15 protein-coding genes are annotated in these 20,164 nt (G+C 46.8%); 3 read left to right on the forward strand and 12 right to left on the reverse strand.

What is annotated here, in order from left to right; translation table 11 throughout:
* Positions 1-97 precede the first annotated feature (97 nt).
* Entirely contained in the window at positions 98-1,387 is a 1,290-nt protein-coding gene (gene purD, locus BCT34_RS15930) for a phosphoribosylamine--glycine ligase (protein ID WP_076655841.1), read from the reverse strand.
* A gap of 87 nt (positions 1,388-1,474) precedes the next feature.
* Positions 1,475-3,067 carry a bifunctional phosphoribosylaminoimidazolecarboxamide formyltransferase/IMP cyclohydrolase gene (gene purH, locus BCT34_RS15935; RefSeq protein ID WP_076655838.1) on the reverse strand — a complete coding sequence of 531 codons (1,593 nt, stop codon included), beginning with the start codon at positions 3,065-3,067 and terminating at the stop codon, positions 1,475-1,477.
* A gap of 325 nt (positions 3,068-3,392) precedes the next feature.
* On the opposite strand from purH, the gene zntR reads away from it, so the two are divergent.
* Positions 3,393-3,833, forward strand: a complete 441-nt coding sequence (gene zntR / locus BCT34_RS15940; RefSeq protein WP_076655835.1) for a Zn(2+)-responsive transcriptional regulator — start codon at positions 3,393-3,395, stop codon at positions 3,831-3,833.
* Between the two features lie 89 nt (positions 3,834-3,922).
* On the opposite strand, the gene fis is transcribed toward zntR, so the two are convergent.
* The 9 genes from fis to BCT34_RS15985 all read right to left on the reverse strand — a co-directional run bounded on the left by fis (position 3,923) and on the right by BCT34_RS15985 (position 13,715).
* The gene (fis, locus tag BCT34_RS15945) at positions 3,923-4,219 is read right to left on the reverse strand and encodes a DNA-binding transcriptional regulator Fis (protein WP_004729744.1); all 297 of its coding nucleotides are present in this window, start codon (positions 4,217-4,219) and stop codon (positions 3,923-3,925) included.
* A 23-nt stretch (positions 4,220-4,242) separates the two neighbouring features.
* Positions 4,243-5,211, reverse strand: a complete 969-nt coding sequence (gene dusB / locus BCT34_RS15950; protein WP_102300419.1) for a tRNA dihydrouridine synthase DusB — start codon at positions 5,209-5,211, stop codon at positions 4,243-4,245.
* Positions 5,212-5,351: 140 nt separating this feature from the next.
* Positions 5,352-6,239 (reverse strand): 50S ribosomal protein L11 methyltransferase, encoded by an 888-nt coding sequence (gene prmA / locus BCT34_RS15955; protein WP_019820777.1) that lies wholly within the window; start codon positions 6,237-6,239, stop codon positions 5,352-5,354.
* Positions 6,240-6,409: 170 nt separating this feature from the next.
* On the reverse strand, positions 6,410-7,753 hold the full coding sequence (accC, locus tag BCT34_RS15960; protein WP_076655833.1) for an acetyl-CoA carboxylase biotin carboxylase subunit: 1,344 nt from the start codon (positions 7,751-7,753) through the stop codon (positions 6,410-6,412).
* Positions 7,754-7,768: 15 nt separating this feature from the next.
* A complete protein-coding gene (gene accB, locus BCT34_RS15965; protein WP_076655831.1) occupies positions 7,769-8,224 on the reverse strand; it encodes an acetyl-CoA carboxylase biotin carboxyl carrier protein in 456 nt (151 codons plus the stop codon).
* Positions 8,225-8,298: 74 nt separating this feature from the next.
* Complete coding sequence (gene aroQ, locus BCT34_RS15970) at positions 8,299-8,748, reverse strand: type II 3-dehydroquinate dehydratase (RefSeq protein WP_010435475.1); 450 nt, start codon at positions 8,746-8,748, stop codon at positions 8,299-8,301.
* A 322-nt stretch (positions 8,749-9,070) separates the two neighbouring features.
* Complete coding sequence (acs, locus tag BCT34_RS15975) at positions 9,071-11,020, reverse strand: acetate--CoA ligase (protein WP_009844693.1); 1,950 nt, start codon at positions 11,018-11,020, stop codon at positions 9,071-9,073.
* A 218-nt stretch (positions 11,021-11,238) separates the two neighbouring features.
* Entirely contained in the window at positions 11,239-11,871 is a 633-nt protein-coding gene (locus tag BCT34_RS15980; protein ID WP_076655828.1) for a 3'-5' exonuclease, read from the reverse strand.
* Positions 11,872-11,882: 11 nt separating this feature from the next.
* The gene (locus BCT34_RS15985; RefSeq protein WP_076655825.1) at positions 11,883-13,715 is read right to left on the reverse strand and encodes a DUF294 nucleotidyltransferase-like domain-containing protein; all 1,833 of its coding nucleotides are present in this window, start codon (positions 13,713-13,715) and stop codon (positions 11,883-11,885) included.
* Between the two features lie 232 nt (positions 13,716-13,947).
* Here BCT34_RS15985 and BCT34_RS15990 point away from each other — a divergent pair, with 232 nt between their 5' ends.
* Together BCT34_RS15990 and BCT34_RS15995 are read left to right on the forward strand one after the other, a co-directional pair.
* Entirely contained in the window at positions 13,948-15,144 is a 1,197-nt protein-coding gene (locus BCT34_RS15990) for a 3-phenylpropionate MFS transporter (protein ID WP_076655823.1), read from the forward strand.
* A 117-nt stretch (positions 15,145-15,261) separates the two neighbouring features.
* The gene (locus BCT34_RS15995) at positions 15,262-18,693 is read left to right on the forward strand and encodes a PAS domain-containing hybrid sensor histidine kinase/response regulator (RefSeq protein ID WP_165690308.1); all 3,432 of its coding nucleotides are present in this window, start codon (positions 15,262-15,264) and stop codon (positions 18,691-18,693) included.
* Positions 18,694-18,770: 77 nt separating this feature from the next.
* Here BCT34_RS15995 and BCT34_RS16000 read toward each other — a convergent pair whose 3' ends face one another.
* Positions 18,771-20,156 carry a class II fumarate hydratase gene (locus BCT34_RS16000; protein ID WP_076655819.1) on the reverse strand — a complete coding sequence of 462 codons (1,386 nt, stop codon included), beginning with the start codon at positions 20,154-20,156 and terminating at the stop codon, positions 18,771-18,773.
* Between the last annotated feature and the right edge of the window lie 8 nt (positions 20,157-20,164).

Here is a 20,164-nt window from a genome sequence, read left to right on the forward strand (position 1 = left end):
TGTGATCAAGAGACAGCCTCTCGAGGCGCCTTTTGCTGTTATTCGCTAACTGTCATTTGCTCAATCTTATTGGAAAGTAAGCGAGTAACAAGATTGATTACTGCTCTTGCTCGCGCGCAATCGCACGGTAACCAATGTCATTGCGGTGGAACATGCCATTCCAGCTAACTTGCTTCGTCAACGCGTAAGCGCGCTCTTGAGCTTCAGAAACCGTATTACCCAGTGCCGTTGCACAAAGTACACGACCACCGTTCGTCACTACATCGCCAGCTTCGTTATTTGTCGTACCTGCGTGGAAAACCTTTTGGCCTTCAACTTCGCTTGTTGGTAGTGAAATAACGTCACCTTTTGCGTAGTCAGCAGGGTAACCGCCAGCCGCAAGAACAACACCGATAGAAGCGCGTGGATCCCACTTTGATTCTGCTTCGTCTAGTTTCTCGTCGATAGCCATTAAGCAAAGCTCAACAAGGTCTGACTCCATACGCATCATGATAGGTTGCGTTTCTGGATCGCCGAAGCGGCAGTTGTATTCGATAACCTTAGGTGTGCCGTCAGCATCGATCATTAGACCAGCGTATAGGAAACCAGTGTAAGGTGCGCCTTCTGCGTCCATACCACGTACCGTTGGGTAGATAACTTCCTCAAGGATACGGTTGTGGATTTCAGGAGTCACTACTGGAGCTGGAGAGTAAGCACCCATGCCGCCTGTATTAGGGCCAGTGTCTTTGTCGCCAACACGTTTGTGGTCTTGGCTGGTGGCCATAGGAAGCACGCTAGAACCATCAACCATTACGATGAAGCTTGCTTCTTCGCCTTCTAGGAACTCTTCGATAACCACGCGACTGCCCGCTTCGCCAAATGCGTTGCCCGCTAGCATATCTTTGATTGCGTCTTCAGCTTCTTCAAGTGTCATCGCAACGATAACGCCTTTACCAGCCGCAAGACCATCAGCTTTTACTACGATTGGAGCGCCTTGCTCACGTACGTAAGCGATAGCTGGTTCAATCTCAGTGAAGTTTGCGTAAGAACCCGTTGGGATGTCGTGACGAGCTAGGAAGTCTTTAGTGAAAGCTTTCGAGCCTTCAAGCTGTGCTGCCGCTTGAGTTGGACCAAAAATTGGTAGGCCCACTTCGCGGAATGCGTCAACCACACCAATAACAAGCGGTGCTTCAGGGCCAACGATGGTCAGTTCGATTTTTTTCTCTTGAGCAAACGCGACTAAACCAGCGATATCTTCAACGCCGATGTTTACGTTCTCAAGTTTCGGCTCAAGTGCAGTACCTGCGTTACCTGGAGCGATGAATACTGTTTCAACGTTTGGGTTTTGTGCTGCTTTCCAACCCAAAGCATGTTCTCTACCGCCAGCGCCGATGATTAAAACTCGCATTGTAAAATCCTTAACTTAAATTGCTTAAGCCTCGATAAACAGTTCGAGGCTTTGAATTGTTTCTAGGACCTAGAAACCAAGTGACTTTTAATGATTAAAGTGACGCATGCCCGTAAAGATCATCGCCATGCCGTGCTCGTCTGCTGCAGCGATAACTTCGTCATCACGCATAGAGCCGCCCGGTTGGATAACACACTTGATGCCCGCTTCTGCAGCCGCGTCGATACCGTCACGGAATGGGAAGAATGCATCTGATGCCATCACACAACCTTCAACTTGTAGACCTTCGTCTGCAGCTTTGATGCCTGCGATTTTCGCAGAGTAAACGCGGCTCATTTGGCCTGCGCCCACACCGATAGTCATGTCACCTTTCGAGTAAACGATCGCGTTAGATTTCACGTACTTCGCTACTTTCCAGCAGAATAGGGCATCTTTTAGCTCTTCAGCGGTTGGTTGACGCTTAGAAACTACTTTAAGGTCATCTTCAGACACCATGCCTTGGTCGCGGTCTTGAACTAGCAAGCCGCCGTTAACGCGTTTTACGTCAAAGCCAGTTGTCTTAGTTGTCCACTCGCCACACTCAAGCAGGCGAAGGTTTTTCTTAGCCGCTACGATTTCTACTGCTTCAGCAGAAACTGATGGTGCAATGATAACTTCAACGAATTGACGCTCAGTGATAGCCGTTGCAGTCGCAGCGTCTAGCTCACGGTTGAAAGCAATGATGCCGCCAAATGCAGACGTTGGGTCGGTTTTGAATGCACGGTCGTAAGCTTCAAGGATGTCTTCACCTAGTGCTACACCACATGGGTTAGCGTGCTTAACGATCACACATGCAGGTTGGTCGAACTCTTTCACACACTCAAGTGCTGCGTCAGTGTCAGCGATGTTGTTGTAAGAAAGGGCTTTACCTTGAATTTGGCGAGCAGTAGACACTGACGCTTCTTCTGGGTTAGCTTCAACGTAGAATGCCGCAGCTTGGTGGCTGTTCTCACCGTAGCGCATGTCTTGCTTTTTCTCGAACTGTTGGTTGAACGTGCGAGGGAATTTAGACTCTTCATCACCTTCTTTGTTCTCACCGTAAGATGGAACCATAGTGCCGAAGTAGTTAGCGATCATGCCGTCGTAAGAAGCGGTGTGCTCGAATGCCGCGATAGCTAGGTCGAAGCGAGTCTCTAGCGTTAGAGATTTCTCGTTCGCGTCCATTTCAGCCACAACGCGCTCGTAGTCGTGTGCGTTAACAACGATAGTGACGTCTTTGTGGTTTTTCGCTGCAGAGCGAACCATTGTTGGGCCACCGATGTCGATGTTCTCAACAGCGTCAGCAAGGGTACAACCTTCTTTAGCAACGGTTTCTGCGAATGGGTATAGGTTTACAACAACCATATCGATAGGGTTGATACCGTGAGTTTCCATCACGTCATCATCTTGACCACGACGGCCTAGAACACCACCATGAACTTTTGGGTGCAGAGTCTTAACACGGCCATCCATCATTTCTGGGAAACCAGTGTAGTCAGATACTTCTGTAACAGAGATGCCTTTTTCAGCAAGCAGGCGAGCAGTGCCACCGGTAGATAGGATATCTACACCACGGTTAGCAAGAGCTTGTGCAAATTCAACGATACCAGTTTTGTCTGATACGCTGATTAGAGCGCGGCGAATTGGACGAGCGTTATTCATGCTTCCATCTTCCTCAAATTCATGGGGTTAAAATAAAGATATTTGCCAAAAAAGAACTTGTTTCTATCTTCTTAGCGTGGATTATCTTAGATACCAGTAAGAGATAAAATATTGGCCAGTTTTGGTAAAGACCTTTTGGGTTAGTCCTATGATTAAGCTATAAGATAACCAACTCCAAATTTGATGGCGCAGATTCTAACTAATTTATTACAAAAAAGCTCGCGCAATCGTTTGGCATCTCAAAATTAATTATGAAAAGTGCCATTTCAGCCTGAAAAGTAACGATAAGGTTAATTGTGGAATGGGCGAAACAGTAGGAAAAAACATGTTCCAGATCGGTGAATTAGCGAAACGATGCGGTGTGACAGCCGATACCTTGCGATTTTATGAGAAGAATAACCTGATCGCACCAGCCAGTCGCAGTGAGTCGGGGTATCGCCTATATGATGAAAATAACCAGAAACAGGTGACGTTTATTCTCAAATCTAAAGCCTTGGGGCTGAGTTTGGACGAGATTAAAGAATTACTTGAGATTCGCCTCGAGGCCACACAGCACAGTTGTGCCGAAGTGAAGTCGATTACCTCAGCAAAATTAGAGATGATTGATGAGAAGATTACCGAGTTAACCAAGATTCGCACTGCACTTAAAAAGATAAATGATGCGTGTTGTGGTCATGTAGATGACGATGCAAGCCATTGTTCGATTCTGGCAGCCTTGGATTCCGCAAACATCGACAAAGGGCGTTGTTGTCGCACAGGAGAGTAATTAGCTGCCTATCACTGATCGACAAGCCAAAAAAAAGCCAAATTCAAAAATGAGCTTGGCTTTCAATTCAGTAAATTACGAAAGAACGATTAGTTCATGCCGTATTTTTTAAGTTTCTTGCGAAGAGTACCGCGGTTAATACCCATCATGGTTGCTGCGCGAGTTTGGTTACCGCGAGTGTACTGCATGATAGTGTCTAGTAGTGGCTGTTCAACTTCAGCTAATACTAATTCGTATAACTCGCTGACTTCTTGACCGTTTAATTGAGCAAGGTAATTTTTCAATGATGCTTTAACTGAGTCACGTAGTGGCTTCTGCGTGATTTGGTCTTGTGATGTAACTGTAGTTACTGTCAATGCTTCTGAAGTCAGATTTTGTTCGAACATATTCGGTCTAGCTCTTCTCGTAATTATGGTGCAACGTTATCAAAAAAACCTTCTAGCGCTTCAAGCTGCAGATCACCTGCTTCGAATGCGTTGAAGGTACGGCGAAACTCACTCGCTTGTTCATGTGCTTTTAGATACCAACCCACATGCTTACGAGCGATGCGAGGGCCTAAAAACTCTCCATAAAATTCATGTAGAGCGTGCACATGACCAAGCATGATGTCTTTCACTTCCGAAATCGGGAGTGGGTCCATCGTGGTGCCGTTTTCCAAATAGTGTTGGATTTCGTTAAAAATCCAAGGACGCCCTTGGGCAGGTCGACCTATCATTAAAGCATCAGCGCCGGTGTACTCCAGCACAAACTTCGCTTTTTCCGGACTATCGATATCACCGTTAGCGATAACCGGAATAGATACTGCTTGTTTCGCTGCTTTAATGTGTTTGTATTCTGCCTCACCTTTGTACATACAAGCGCGTGTTCTTCCATGGAGGGCAAGAGCTTGTATGCCGCAGTCTTCGGCTATTTTAGCGATTTGGACACAGTTTCTATTGTCTGTATCCCAGCCTGTGCGCGTTTTCAACGTTACTGGAACGTCGACAGCATTTACCACGGCTTTCAGAATTTCTTCAATGAGTTCTGGATGCTGCAGTAGGGCTGAGCCCGCAAGCTTCTTATTCACTTTTTTGGCTGGACACCCCATGTTGATATCGATGATTTGCGCACCGTTATCTACATTAAATTGAGCAGCCTCGGCCATAAGCTGTGGATCTGCACCAGCGATTTGTACTGAACGAATGCCCGATTCGCCTTCATGTACCATACGCTGCTGAGACTTTGACGTTTTCCAAACTTTCGGATTGGAGGACATCATTTCACTGACTGCCATCCCCGCGCCGTAGCGAAGACACAACTCACGGAATGGTCTATCCGTTACGCCAGCCATAGGAGCGACGATTAGATTGTTCTTAAGTTGATAATTTCCGATTTTCAAAAATGTCATCACAGTTCTGTACCAGCAAGGGCGCGCATTTTACGCATTTTTTCGCTGCGTGAAAAGACTAATATTTGAGCATTTACAATTTGTTTTTGTAATTTGTTTAAAATTCAGTCAATTAGCGCCCAGAGTCTTATCTAGCCTTGCTTGCGACCTGAGATTCGACACCATTCTTGTTGTTCAACGATCGGATCAATGTGAAGCTCATCACGATAATAAGTCGCAACATCTTCTGCTTGTGTATCTAAAACACCCGACATCGCAAGTACACCATTTGGCTTAACTAGGCCTTTGATGATGCCAGAAAGGTCGCGTAATGGACCGGCAAGAATGTTGGCAACAACAACGTCTGCTAGCAAACCTTCCGGTTGATCTTGTGGTAAGAACACCTCTAGTTGCTCAGCAACGCCATTGCGTTGTGCGTTGTCTTTTGATGCAAGCAGAGCTTGAGGATCAATGTCGATCCCGATAACTTTTGCCGCGCCTAGTTTGATCGCAGCGATCGCTAGGATGCCTGAGCCACAACCGAAGTCGATCACGGTTTTGCCTGCAAGGTCTAAGCCTTCAAGCCACTCCAGACACAATGCCGTTGTCGGGTGAGTACCTGTACCAAATGCAAGGCCTGGGTCTAGCATTACGTTTACAGCGTCAGGTTCAGGGATGTCACGCCAGCTAGGGCAGATCCATAAACGCTCACCAAACTTCATTGGGTGGAAGTTATCCATCCATTCACGTTCCCAATCCTTGTCTTCAATTTGCTCTACTTTATGAGCAAAGTCTGCAGGGAACATGTTGCTTGCTTTAATCTGCGCTAGAACGACACCAGTATCAGTCTCAGCGTCGTAAAGCGCGAGAATGTCAGTATCACCCCAAAGGCGAGTTTCACCCGGCAGAGGCTCAAATACAGGGGTATCTTGTGCATCCAGGAAAGTTACAGATAGAGCACCAGTCTCTTCCATTAACATGTCGCCGATTTGTTCGGCATTTTCATTGGTAGCATTAAGCTTGATTTGAATCCAAGGCATGGCTGCATCTTCTATATGAGAAAAATTGGATGGCGAGTCTAGCAGAAAATATGAGCAAATTCACCAAAACCCCACGGAATATAATGGGGATTAAAGATTGAGTTTTTCGGTGGCTCAAAAACAAAAATGCTCACCGAAGTGAGCATTTTGACTGTTCTTAATCGAACCGATTATGACAAACCAAGTTTCTTCTCAAGGTAGTGGATGTTTGCGCCACCGTGTTGGAAGTTTTCGTCGTTCATAATAGACAGTTGAAGCTCAGTATTAACGTTAATACCTTCAACAATCATTTCACCCAATGCGTTCTTCATACGAGCGATAGCAACATCACGGTTCTCACCGTAAGTGATCAGCTTACCAATCATTGAATCGTAGTGTGGTGGCACTGTGTAACCAGTGTAGATGTGAGATTCCCAACGTACGCCCATGCCGCCTGGTGCGTGGAAACGTTCAATCTTACCTGGAGAAGGTAGGAAACGAACTGGATCTTCAGCATTGATACGACATTCGATTGAGTGGCCGCGAAGCTTAATGTCATCCTGAGTGAATGATAGAGGCTGACCAGCTGCAATACGTAGCTGTTCTTTCACTAGGTCGATACCCGTTACCATTTCAGTAATCGTGTGTTCAACCTGGATACGAGTGTTCATTTCGATGAAGTAGAACTCACCGTTCTCGTATAGGAATTCAAATGTACCTGCACCGCGGTAACCGATCTCAATACATGCACGAGTACAGCGTTCGCCGATGTACTTACGCATCTCTTCAGTGATACCTGGAGCTGGCGCTTCTTCCACAACTTTCTGGTGACGACGCTGCATTGAACAGTCACGCTCACCTAGGTGGATAGCATTGCCTTGGCCATCTGCAAGCACTTGTACTTCAATGTGACGTGGGTTTTCTAGGAATTTCTCCATGTAAACCATGTCGTTGTTGAAACATGCTTTTGCTTCAGCACGAGTCATCGCGATAGCTTCTGTTAGTTCTGCTTCAGAACGAACAACACGCATACCACGACCGCCGCCGCCGCCAGATGCCTTGATGATTACTGGGAAGCCAATGCGCTTAGCGTGCGCTTTGTTTTTCGCGTCGTCGTCATCAAGAGGACCGTCAGAACCTGGTACACACGGTACGCCAGCTTTCTTCATTGACGTGATAGCTGACACTTTGTCACCCATCATGCGAATGGTTTCAGCTTTAGGGCCAACGAAGATAAAACCACTGCGCTCTACCTGTTCTGCAAAGTCTGCATTTTCAGATAGGAAGCCGTAGCCTGGGTGAACCGCTACTGCGCCTGTCACTTCAGCAGCGCTGATGATACGAGGGATGTTCAGGTAGCTATCGATACCACGAGCTGGACCGATACAAATGGTTTCGTCTGCAAGCAGTACGTGCTTAAGATCACGGTCAGCAGTTGAGTGAACCGCTACCGTTTTAATGCCAAGCTCTTTACATGCACGCAGAATACGTAGTGCAATCTCACCACGGTTCGCGATTACTAATTTATCTAACATAATGAGTGCTCTCTATTATTCGATAATTACTAGAGCTTGGTCGAATTCTACTGGTTGACCGTCTTCAACTAGGATAGCTGTTACAACACCAGATTTGTCAGCTTCGATTTGGTTCATCATTTTCATTGCTTCAACGATACATAGAGTTTCGCCAGCAGTTACAGATTGACCAACTTTAACGAATGGTTTTGCATCTGGGCTTGGAGCACCGTAGAAAGTACCAACCATTGGAGAAAGAACTTGGTGACCAGCTGGAGCTGCAGGAGCCGCTGCTTCTGCTGCTACAGGTGCCGCCGCAGGAGCTGCCGCCGCTGCTACAGGAGCTGGAGCTGCTGCATATTGAACAGGTGCTACAGGTGCAGTGCTGTTACGACTGATTCGTACTGACTCTTCACCTTCAGAGATCTCTAGCTCAGAAATACCAGACTCTTCAACCAATTCGATTAGCTTTTTGATTTTGCGAATATCCATTGTTTCTTTCTCTTTATCTGTTAATTGAACTTACTCTTTGACTGAGTAGGTTAGTAATAGTTCGTTGTTTATGTTTACTTTGAGTTGAGCTTGCTGAGCGCAGCGGTCAAAGCAAATTGATAACCTTGGGCACCTAAGCCACAAATCACACCTTCTGCTTTATCAGATAGGTAAGAGTGGTGGCGGAATGGTTCACGCGCGTGAACATTCGATAGATGAACCTCAATAAATGGGATTGCAACGCCAAGTAGTGCATCACGCAGCGCCACACTGGTATGTGTAAAGGCTGCTGGGTTGATAATAATAAAATCAACATTTTGATAAGCACTATGGATCGCTTCAATCAGTTCATACTCGCGATTTGACTGTAAGTGAGATAGCTCAACATCGTGTGCTTTCGCTTGCTCGGTCAGTGAGCTAATAATCTGGTCAAGTGTTTGAGAACCGTAGTGTGCAGGCTCTCTAAGGCCTAACAGGTTAAGGTTTGGGCCATTTAAAACTAGAATGCGAAACTTTGTAGACATCGTGGGGCTATCTTCCTATATCGTGTTTACGAACGTGAATGTTGCCATTTTATTGAAAATTTGCGGTTAATTTCCAGTGAGAAAAACCCAAATTTAAAAATTAGAACCAGATTATAGCTAATTCAGCGCAAATCGCAGCAATTTACTGGTCTAATCTCCTATTGATACAGCGTGGAATTGTTACCAACTTAACAAAAAAGCGTCATAGCCTTAATTTTGTCGAGGATATTTGAGATCAAGATCAGCCATAAAAAAACCGCCACATAGGTGACGGTTTAGGTAAGGTCTGTTTTAAACAGTAATTCAGGGTGTAACGGGTTGCTTATGCCAGTTCTGCTTTCTCAGCAATCAGCTTATCAACCACGCTTGGGTCGGCTAGTGTTGAGGTATCACCTAGGTTGCCTGTATCTCCGGTAGCAATCTTACGCAGGATACGACGCATGATTTTACCTGAACGAGTTTTTGGCAGAGAGTCAGTCCAGTGCAGTACATCTGGTGTTGCGATAGGGCCGATCTCTTTACGTACCCAGTCTTTCACTTCTTTATGAAGCTCTGCGGTTGGGAATTCACCATCATTCAGCGTGATGTAAGCGTAAATTGCTTGGCCTTTAATATCATGAGGAATACCTACTATCGCAGCCTCTGCAATCTTATCGAACGCGACTAGAGCCGATTCAATCTCAGCAGTACCCATACGGTGACCAGAGACGTTAAGTACGTCATCAACACGGCCTGTAATCCAGTAGTAACCGTCTTCATCACGACGAGCACCATCACTGGTGAAGTACATGCCTTTAAATGTAGAGAAGTAAGTCTGTTCGAAGCGGTCATGATCGCCATGAACGGTACGCATTTGGCCTGGCCAAGAGTCAAGAATCACTAGGTTGCCGTCTGTTGCACCCTCAATGATATTACCCATGTTATCAACTAACGCTGGTTGCACACCGAAGAATGGACGCGTCGCTGAACCCGGTTTTAGATCGGTTGCGCCTGGTAGCGGTGCAATCAAGATGCCGCCCGTTTCTGTCTGCCACCATGTGTCGACAATTGGAGACTGCTCATTACCGATTGTTTTGTAGTACCACTCCCACGCCTCTGGGTTGATAGGTTCGCCCACTGAGCCCATGATTCTTAGGCTGTCACGCGAGGTACCTTCAACGGCTTCGTTACCTTTCGCCATCAATGCACGAATAGCCGTTGGCGCAGTATAAAGAATATTAACTTGGTGTTTATCGACCACTTCACTCATGCGGCTGGTATTCGGGTAATTTGGCACGCCTTCAAACAGAATAGTTTTTGCACCATTAGCTAGTGGTCCGTAAACAAGGTATGTGTGGCCTGTAATCCAACCCACATCCGCTGTACACCAGAAGGTTTCGCCTTCTTGGTAATCGAATACATACTTGAAGGTCATTGCTGCATAAACAAGGTAACCACCTGTCGTGTGCATAACGCCTTTAGGCTTACCGGTTGAGCCTGACGTATAAAGGATGAATAGTGGGTCTTCTGCGTTCATCTCTTCTGGTGGGCAATCTGCAGATACATTAGCAATAGCATCGTGCCACCACACATCGCGGTGTTCATGCCAAGCAACATCACCACCAGTACGCTTGAATACCACAACCTTCTCTATGTTTTTCACTTCAGGGTTAGTTAGGGCTTCATCAACGTTTTTCTTAAGTGGTACAGCACGGCCGCCACGCACGCCTTCATCGGCAGTGATAACAACTTTAGAGTTTGAATCGATAATACGGCCAGACAGAGCTTCTGGTGAGAAACCACCGAATACCACTGTGTGAACCGCACCGATACGGGTACATGCCAGCATTGCAACTGCAGCTTCTGGAACCATTGGCATGTATAAACAAACCACATCACCTTTACGCACGCCTTGCTCTTTTAGAGCATTTGAAAATAGGCACACTTCTTTGTGTAGTTCATTAAAAGTTAGAGTTTTGTCATCCGCCGGGTCATCGCCTTCCCAAATAATAGCGACTTCATCACCGCGCTCAGCAAGGTGACGGTCGATACAGTTAGCCGATACGTTAAGCGTGCCATCTTCAAACCAGCGAATATCAATGTGCCCAGGGTCAAAAGAGGTGTTTTTCACTTGTGTGAAAGGCTTGATCCAATCAACGATTTTTCCGTGTTCACCCCAAAAGCCTTCAGGGTCAGAAACAGATTGCTGGTACATGGCTAGGTAAGTGTCATTATCCGCGTGTGTGGTTGATTTAATATTTTCTTTTACCGGATAAACGTGGGCTTCACTCATTGCATCTCTCCTTGTGCCAACATTCCTAATGAACTGGCAACTTCCTTTGTGTTCAGTTTCTAGGTCTATTACAGAACCGTCTTTGTGTTATCACTCTCGGCTAGGACGGCGATTTCCACAATTAGACTTTAGGATGAGACGCTGCTTTTCACTTACAAAATAGCGAGTTAAGTTCATTTTTGAGATGTTGCTCTCTATGTGAAGAGCCAGTGGTTGAATTAAGAATAAGAGGAGTTGAAACGGGGCAAATCACCATGTTTCAGGCGCACAAAAATCAGCGCAGCAGAGATAGCGTCTTGTAATGCATCATGTTTATTGACGGGGATGGGTAAATCGAGCTGGCGACAGATGGCGCCCATACTGAGATCAAAATAGGCATTGGGCAACTGTCTTTCGAGTTTGTCTTGATAGAGTTGGCTCACTTCGACTAATCGGTTAGGTAGCGGAAATCCAAGCTGTTTTAAACAGGCACGGTCGAGGATTTTTTTATCATATCGGATGTGATAGCCGACTAAAGGACGATTTCCGATGAAGTTCAGTAGTTCGATTAAAGCTTGTTTCTCTTCGATGCCGTGCTTTAGATCTTGATGACGAATACGGTGAATTTTTATCGAATTGCAATCGAGTGATTGAGGCGCGCGCAATCGGACTTCAAAAGGTTGACTGGTAATGATTCGGTTGCCAATGATCTTGGTCGCGGCAATAGTGACTAATTCCGCCTGATTGGGGTCTAGGCTGGTGGTTTCACAATCGAGCGATACATATTCATGATCCACAGGCGCACTAAACAGAGGCTGATAGAGAGAGCCTTTGAGCTTGTGATGCCAGTAATAGCGAACCAACCTATTCATCGTTCAATCGCCTAATCCCGTATCTGATAGTGGTAGCCGAGCCATTGCTTGAATTTCTTCACCACATGCAGGCTATGACGAAGCAGATCCCGGTCAGCTCGCTCCATCAGTTTGACGTTAATCTTGTTGCTGCTGTGCTGTTGAGAAAGCCTTTGGGCTAAGCGCCACTTAAAGAATTGTTTGAGTGCTTCACTGAGGTTATCCGCGGTGCTTTGCTCAAGCACTTTCTTGCTGACCAACTGTTCAATGCGTTCGAAGGTGTTGTTTACCGTAACACCATGTTCTAAGCAGAGCGCTCTAACACCATGCACGATAGGGAAAATACCGCCTTGTTTGATATCGAGCCCTGACTTGGATTGCTTCACATTGCCAAATAGGGTGAGGGGGACTGAGAAGTTGAGCGCAGGGCGGCAGAACTCCGTCAGAATCAATTCCTGTCCGAGCATCAAATCACTGAGATGCTGCTTTACGGGTTTTAATAACTCCCTATTACCCGCCACAGCGTGTGCATCTGCCATGATCGCGATATCCATCACGGTGTCTGGTGTGGCTTTTTTTACCCAACGGGTGAGGGTTTGTTTCCACTCTTGTTCTGAATGTACCCATTTCGGATTGTTGACCATCACGTTGCCAGGGCACAGTGGGTAACCCAATTGTTGAAGGGTATGGGTGAGCTCGTTCATGGCACTTTGGCATTGGTGCCACTCCAAGCCATCTTGAATGATGAGTGCGTTATCTTGATCGGTTTTGAGAATTTGTTCCCCACGACCTTCGGAACCCAACACGATTAGGCAGCAATGATTATGCAGGGCTGGTGGGATAACTAACTCAAAAGCCTTCTCTATGATCTGTTCGTTGACCGCAGAAATCAGCTCCATGATAAAGCGTGTGCGAATTCCGTTACTGAGCAAGCTCTCGACCAGTTGGCGCTGTTTGTTAGAGGCCATTGCTAATTCTTCAACGCTGGTGGCGCGCGCAATACGCAAAGTGAGAACGTGCGAGTGTGTGGAGAATGCACTGAGAATCTGTGTCATATCCACCATGCCGACCGCATTTTTACCATCACAAACCATCAACCTTTTTACTCGATTTCTGGTCATGGTAATCATGGCATTAAATAAGAAATCGCCTTGGTTTACGTGCATCACCGGAAACGTTGCGATCTCACCGACAGGCGCATCTAGTGGGAAATCATCGAGCATCACAGCATGCAATAAATTGGTTCGAGTAACGATTCCATACGGAAAGGAACATGATGATCCAAAAGCTTTTGGATCATCATGTTCCAAATGAATGAGAGCCGAGTCTAGGCCTTGTTCTTTAAGGGTGTGAGTGACTTGGTTGATAGGTTGGTTTGGTTCAAGTATCAGTGGTGGGTGATAGATTGAGTCATCCACTTTGGTCAGTATAAACTCGGCTAGATTTTGCTGTTGTTGAGCGGCTTCAATCAGAGCTTTTCGTGTCGAGAGGTTGCTATCAAAGTAGGCGGCGAATTGACCATTGGCGTGGTAAAGCTCAAGAAAAATATCGGTTGGCAGCAGATAGCTTAATGTATCTTCGAGCGCGATATATTGGTGTTTAGTGTGAGGTTCAAATTGGCTACGGACATCAAAAATATCATCATTGGCATAGTGTGCGTAAATCTCGCCATCACTGCTTGCACGCTCTTCAACTGCCCCTTTGATCAAAATGTGCAGGTGTCGGCTCGGCCTATCGGCTTCCAGTATCACTTCTTGAGAACGGTAGTACACCACGTCTAATGAAGAGCGAAGCTTCAACTGTTCAGAATCGGACAGGCTGTCGAAGGGTGGGTGCTGCATATTAAATTTGTCAGGCATAAGCATCACAACAAGAAATGGGAGTCTTCAATCAGTCTGACAAAATACCAGCGAAGCTCCAGACGACTTTAGTCTAAATGCGAGTATGGGTATTGATGAGCGTGAAATCTCTTGTTGAAATGCGATATCCACACCCATTGAATATGGGAATACTATCCCAGTAATAATTCCCTTTTTCATCGTATGCGAGATAGGCATAATTGGTGCTGCCTTTTTCCGCACACTTTATAGGTCATTTATGTTTAGCCCTTCACCCTATGGCTGGATCTCTCAGTATTTTCTTGGTTTCTTTTTTGCGTATGGCGTGTACTTGCCATTTTGGGCGTTGTGGTTTGAAGACCAAGGCGTGTCAGCTGGTGATATTGGCGTATTGATTGGTATCGGCTTTGCGACTCGTTGTGTTGCCAACCTAGTGATTACACCGCGTATCCATAAAGTTGAACACCTGATGCCAGCTCTGCGCTGTTTGAGTTTCGCTGCGTTGTTGTTTGTCGGCTTCCACTTCTTTACTGGTGGCAGCTTTATACTGATGTTGTTGGCAACGGTACTGTTTAACCTCTGTTGTGGGCCGATTATTCCTCTCTCTGATGCCATGGCTAACCATTACAGTCGTTTGAAAATGCTCGACTACGGCCGAACTCGACTTTGGGGCTCAATTGCCTTTATTGCAGGTTCAACGGTTGTTGGTTATTTGGTGGCGCAATTTGGCACCGACATGATTTTGTATACGGCTCTTGCGGGCGTGTTGTTGTCATTAATTCTGGCGATGAGAAACCCTAACGTGATGCCAGTTACGCAATCTCAGCAACAAGCGGTGCGACCAAAACTAGGTGAACTGCTGCGTGAGTCGTCCGTGGTGAAATTTTTAGCCTTGATGGCGCTGCTACAAGGTAGTCACGCGGCTTACTACAGTTTTAGTGCGATTTATTGGAAAGAAGCGGGTCATTCAGAAGCGATCATCGGTTATTTATGGAGCCTAGGTGTTGTCGCTGAAGTGGCAGTATTTGCTCTGAGTAAGCGCTTATTCTCTGGTTGGTCACTACGTACTTTGTTTGTTGTCGCGGCTGTTGGTGTGATGGCGCGTTGGGGTATTACCGCATCAACGACAGCGATTTTTGCACTGGTTATGGTGCAACTGCTGCACGGTGTGACGTTTGCGATGGCACACATCGCAGCGATTCAATACATCCAATCTGAAGAACAAAACAAGATGGTTGCACTACAGGCTCTGTATAACGCGATTCCATTGGGTGCTTTTATTGCACTAATGACTACATTAAGTGGTTGGGGTTATGAGCTTTGGGGCGCAAATATCTTCTGGGGTATGGCCGCAATGGGTGCACTTGCTCTGTTCATTAAGTTGGATGAAAGAAGTTCAGTGGTTGAGATGAATCAATCAGATTCGGAGCAGTCAGAATCTCACAGCAAATGCTGATAATTAGAGTCTAAAGCACAGAATTTAAGCGATGCGATTGAGTTAACTCCTCATCCTTAGTTAAATGAAACCTCTCCCTTATGGAGAGGTTTTTTTATGGATGAAAAAGGGTTTTCAATGCAAGGATGGATAGTAATTCCAGTCTCTTTAGCCTACTTGGGCGTGTTATTTCTGATCGCTTGGTATGGAGACAGACAGGTTCGTTGGCTATCGCGTTGGCGCCCGTGGATCTATAGCCTTTCGATTGCGGTTTATTGTACCTCTTGGACTTTCTACGGAACGGTTGGGCAGGCGAGCAATAACCCCTGGTCCTTTTTACCCATTTATCTCGCCCCGATTCTGGTTTTTACACTAGGGTGGCGGATCTTGGCGCGGCTGATCCTGATTGCGAAGCGGGAACACATCACCTCCATCGCCGATTTTATCGCAGCTCGTTACGGAAAATCTCAGGGCTTAGCGGTGGCGGTGACGATTATCGCAGTGGTCGGTATTCTTCCTTATATCGCGCTGCAATTGCGTGGTATCACCATGGGGTTGGATATTGTTGCCCCCAACTTAGCGGCTGATTTTGGTTATCAGGACTATCACGTCTCTTGGTTTGTGGTTGGCGCTTTGGCGATTTTTACCATGCTGTTTGGTACAAGGCACATCGATAACACGGAACACCACCGTGGCATGATGATGGCAGTGGCGTTTGAATCTATCGTTAAGCTCGCAGCATTCCTGATTGTTGGCTTGTTCATCATGTATCTGGCGATGAGCAGCGACAAAATCGACCTGCTTGATGTGGCAGCTTCCACCTACGAGTCGCCCAATATTCCGACTTTAATTATTCATACCGTGTTAACCATGCTGGCGATTGTCTGTCTGCCACGCCAATTCCACACCATGGTGGTAGAGAACGAACGTCCGCAAGATTTGCATACCGCGCGTTGGTTATTTCCGCTGTACCTGATTTTGATGGGACTGTTCGTGCTGCCAATTGCTTGGGCAGGGCAAGGGCTACTGACCGACATGCCAGCGGATACCTACGTGATCAGTGTACCAATGGCAGAAGGCGCTAATCACATTGCATTGTTGGCTTTCCTTGGTGGTACTTCTGCGGCGAGTGGCATGGTGATTGTCTCGACCATTGCGCTGGCGATCATGGTATCGAATGACTTAGTGATGCCATTGCTACTGCGCCGTATGCGTCTAACTCAAAGAACCCATCGACATTTTTCTGGCCTATTATTGGTGATTCGTCGCGGGCTAATTTTACTGCTACTGCTTGGTGCTTGGCTGTTTTATCAGGCGCTCGATACCATTCATTCACTGTCGGCGATTGGCTTTCTTTCGTTTGCTGCGATTGCTCAATTCGCGCCAGCACTTATTGGTGGTTTGTACTGGCGTCCGGGTAACCGCAAGGGTGTCTATGTCGGCCTAATGGTGGGCTCGTTGATTTGGCTTATTACCTTAATGAGCCAAACCAGCATGTTGGCAGGCGATAGCGAAAGTAACCTTTTATTGTGGATAATCACGCCGCCAGAGTTACTCAGTAGCTGGGATATCAGCAGCTCGAACTGGGGAATTGTGCTGAGTATTGTGCTTAATACCTTGTGCTATGCCGTGGTCTCTGTAACAACCCGTCCGAGCCTAAGTGAGCGCTTACAATCAGCGGCATTTGTTGGTACGCCACTGCCTGAGAATGAGAATATCAGCCTCTACCAGAACCGTGTGACAGTCGCTGAATTAGAGATGCTGGCATCGCGTTTTGTGGGGCGCAAGCGAGCGAAAAGTGCCTTACATAGCTATTGGCAGCAACACGGTCAACCGTTGCTTCCTAATCAACAAGCGCCTGCAAGTCTGATTCGACACGCTGAGCGCGTGCTCGCCGGTGTATTCGGTGCGTCTTCTGCTAAGTTAGTACTTACTTCTGCTTTGCAGGGCAGAAATATGCAGCTTGAAGAAGTGGCGACCATCGTTGATGAAGCCTCTGAGCTGTACGATTTCAGCCGTGGCTTGTTGCAAGGAGCGATTGAACATATCGGCCAAGGCATCGCAGTAATAGACAAACAAATGAGGCTGGTGGCGTGGAATCAACGTTACCTAGAACTGTTTGAATTCCCTGTGGGCTTGATTCAGGTCGGTCGACCCATTTCCGATGTGATTCGTCATAATGCCGAGCAAGGTTTGTGTGGCCCGGGTGATCCGGAAGATCACGTTCGCCGCCGTGTTTATCACCTTGAGCAAGGCACTCGACACACCTCTTCTCGTATTCGTCCTGATGGTCGAGTGATTGAGGTGCAAGGTAATCCTATGCCAAGTGGCGGCTTCGTAATGAGCTTTACCGACATCACGGTATTCCGGCAAGCAGAGCAAGCACTCAAAGATGCCAATGAAAGCTTGGAATCAAGAGTACATGAGCGAACTCAAGAGCTCGAGAAACTGAATCATCGTTTGGTAAAAGCGACTCAAATTTCGGATCAAGAATCCCAATCTAAGAGTCGTTTTCTGGCCGCAGTAAGCCACGATTTAATGCAACCGCTCAACGCCGCACGTCTGTTTGCTTCGTCACTTTCTGAAGTGGCAAAAGAGCAAGAGGTGAAGCAACTGTCATCTCACATCGAGAGTGCGCTAGGTGCTGCAGAAGATTTGATTGGTGATTTGCTGGATATCTCTCGATTGGAGTCAGGAAAATTAGAAACCAACATTCACGCGATTGCTGTGCATGATGTTTTGACCAACTTAAATGCGGAATTTAGTGCCTTAGCGAGACAGCAAAAAATTGAGTTTCAGATGATTCCATCGTCATTGTTCATTCACTCAGATCCTAAGTTGTTGAGGCGTGTGATTCAGAACTTTTTAACCAACGCGTTCCGCTATAATCCAGAAGGGAAAGTAGTACTGGGTGCAAGGCGCGTGAATGGTCAGGTTCGAATTGATGTATGGGATAACGGAACCGGTATCGATGAAGACAAGCAACAAGAGATTTTTGAAGAGTTTACACGTGGTAGCCAAGTGCGATCTGACCAAGGGTTAGGGCTAGGGTTAGCGATTTCGAAAGGTATCGCTCATGTACTTGGTCATCAAATTTCAATGCGCTCATGGCCGGGTAAAGGCAGTGTCTTTTCCATTACTTTAGCTCGGGCGGAAAAAGTGGCTCCGGTTGTGCAAGCTTCGACGCCAATGACTACTAGCGACATTGAACACCTGAAGATATTGTGTGTCGACAATGAGCGAGAAATCTTAGTCGGCATGGAAAACCTGATTGGTCGTTGGGGCTGTGAGGTTAAGACGGCGGTTGATCTGGTCGAAAGCTTGAAGTGCCTTGATGAGGGGTGGCAGCCAGATGTCATTTTCTCTGATTACCGTTTGGATAATGGTAGAACCGGACTCGAAGTATTGCAGCAGTGTCGCTTGCGCCTCGGAGATTCTTTTGAAGGGGTTATCATCAGTGCTGATAGAACCGATGAGATGTTGGCCGCGATTAAGGCCAACAGCTTTAGTTTTATTGCCAAGCCAGTGAAGCCACTAAAACTCAGGGCAGTATTGAATCGGGTGAGTTGATACTGCCCTTAGATAGACAAAGGCCTCTGGTGAGGCCTTTTTCGATCCAGTAGATCTGTAGTGGGTGATGGATTCTGTTAACTCGCGATACCACCTTGAGTTAAAGCGGTTGGGTCAAGCAGCTTGCTAAGCTCTGCTCGGCTGAGATCCGTTTCTCGCTCAGCAACATCAAGGATAGGTAAGCCTTCTTTATAGGCTTTCTTCGCAATATCCGCCGCCTTGAGGTATCCAATCACAGGATTAAGCGCAGTTACCAGAATTGGATTTTTTGAAAGCGCTAGATCTAGATTGTCTTGGCGTACCGTGAAGGTTGCGATGGCTTTATCTGCTAGCGCGACTGAGCTATTAGCTAAAAGCTCGACACTTTCTAATACGTTATGAGCAATCACTGGCAGCATCACATTGAGTTGGAAGTTGCCTGATTGGCCTGCGACAGTAATGGTGGTGTCGTTACCAATCACTTGCGCTGCTGCCATCGCAGCAGCTTCTGGAATCACAGGATTCACCTTACCCGGCATAATAGACGAGCCCGGCTGAAGCGCCTGCAATTCAATTTCACCCAAGCCTGCCAATGGGCCAGAGTTCATCCAGCGAAGATCGTTTGAGATCTTCATGATCGCAACTGCTGCAGTTTTGAGCTGCCCCGAGAATGCAACGATCGCGTCTTGGCTGCTGAGGTTGAAAAAGAAGTTTTCACTCGAGTTAAAGCTGATCTTTGTCGATTGAGATAAATTACTTGCAAACTTATCGGCAAAGCGTGGGTCTGCATTGATCCCTGTACCTACCGCCGTTCCACCTTGAGCAAGCGCTTTAATAGCGGGCAGGGTGCTTTCAATAGCTTGCTTAGCGTGCTCAATTTGGAATTTCCAGCCACCTAACTCTTGGTCAAAGGTAATTGGCATCGCATCCATTAGGTGAGTACGGCCGGTTTTCACGACCTCAACAAGCTCTTGCTGTTTAATGGTCAGGGCTTCGGACAGGTGAGTTAGTGCTGGTAGCAGTTTGTTTTCAGCAGTAAGTGCGACACTGACTTGAATTGCAGTTGGCACCACATCGTTACTGCTTTGGCCCATGTTGACGTGATCGTTCGGATTCACGTTGCCTTGTAAACTTCTTGAAGCAAGTGTGGCAATCACTTCATTGGCGTTCATGTTGGAGCTAGTACCAGAGCCAGTTTGGTAAACATCGATCGGGAATTGATCGAGGTGTTTACCATCAATGATCTCTTGGCTCGCATCGGCGATCGCATTGGCAATATCGCCTTCCAGTAGGCCAAGCTGAGCATTGGTATCGGCGGCGGCCTGCTTAATCAGCGCCAGTGCTTGGATAAAGCTGGTGGGCATCTTGTGCGAACTAAACGCGAAGTTGTCTGCAGCACGCTGAGTTTGTGCTTGGTATAGCGCATCAGCAGGGACTTTAACTTCGCCCATGCTGTCCTTTTCAATTCGATATTGTAGGGTCATCTTCTATC

The organism is Vibrio sp. 10N.261.45.E2, assembly GCF_002875705.1.
GTDB lineage: Bacteria > Pseudomonadota > Gammaproteobacteria > Enterobacterales > Vibrionaceae > Vibrio.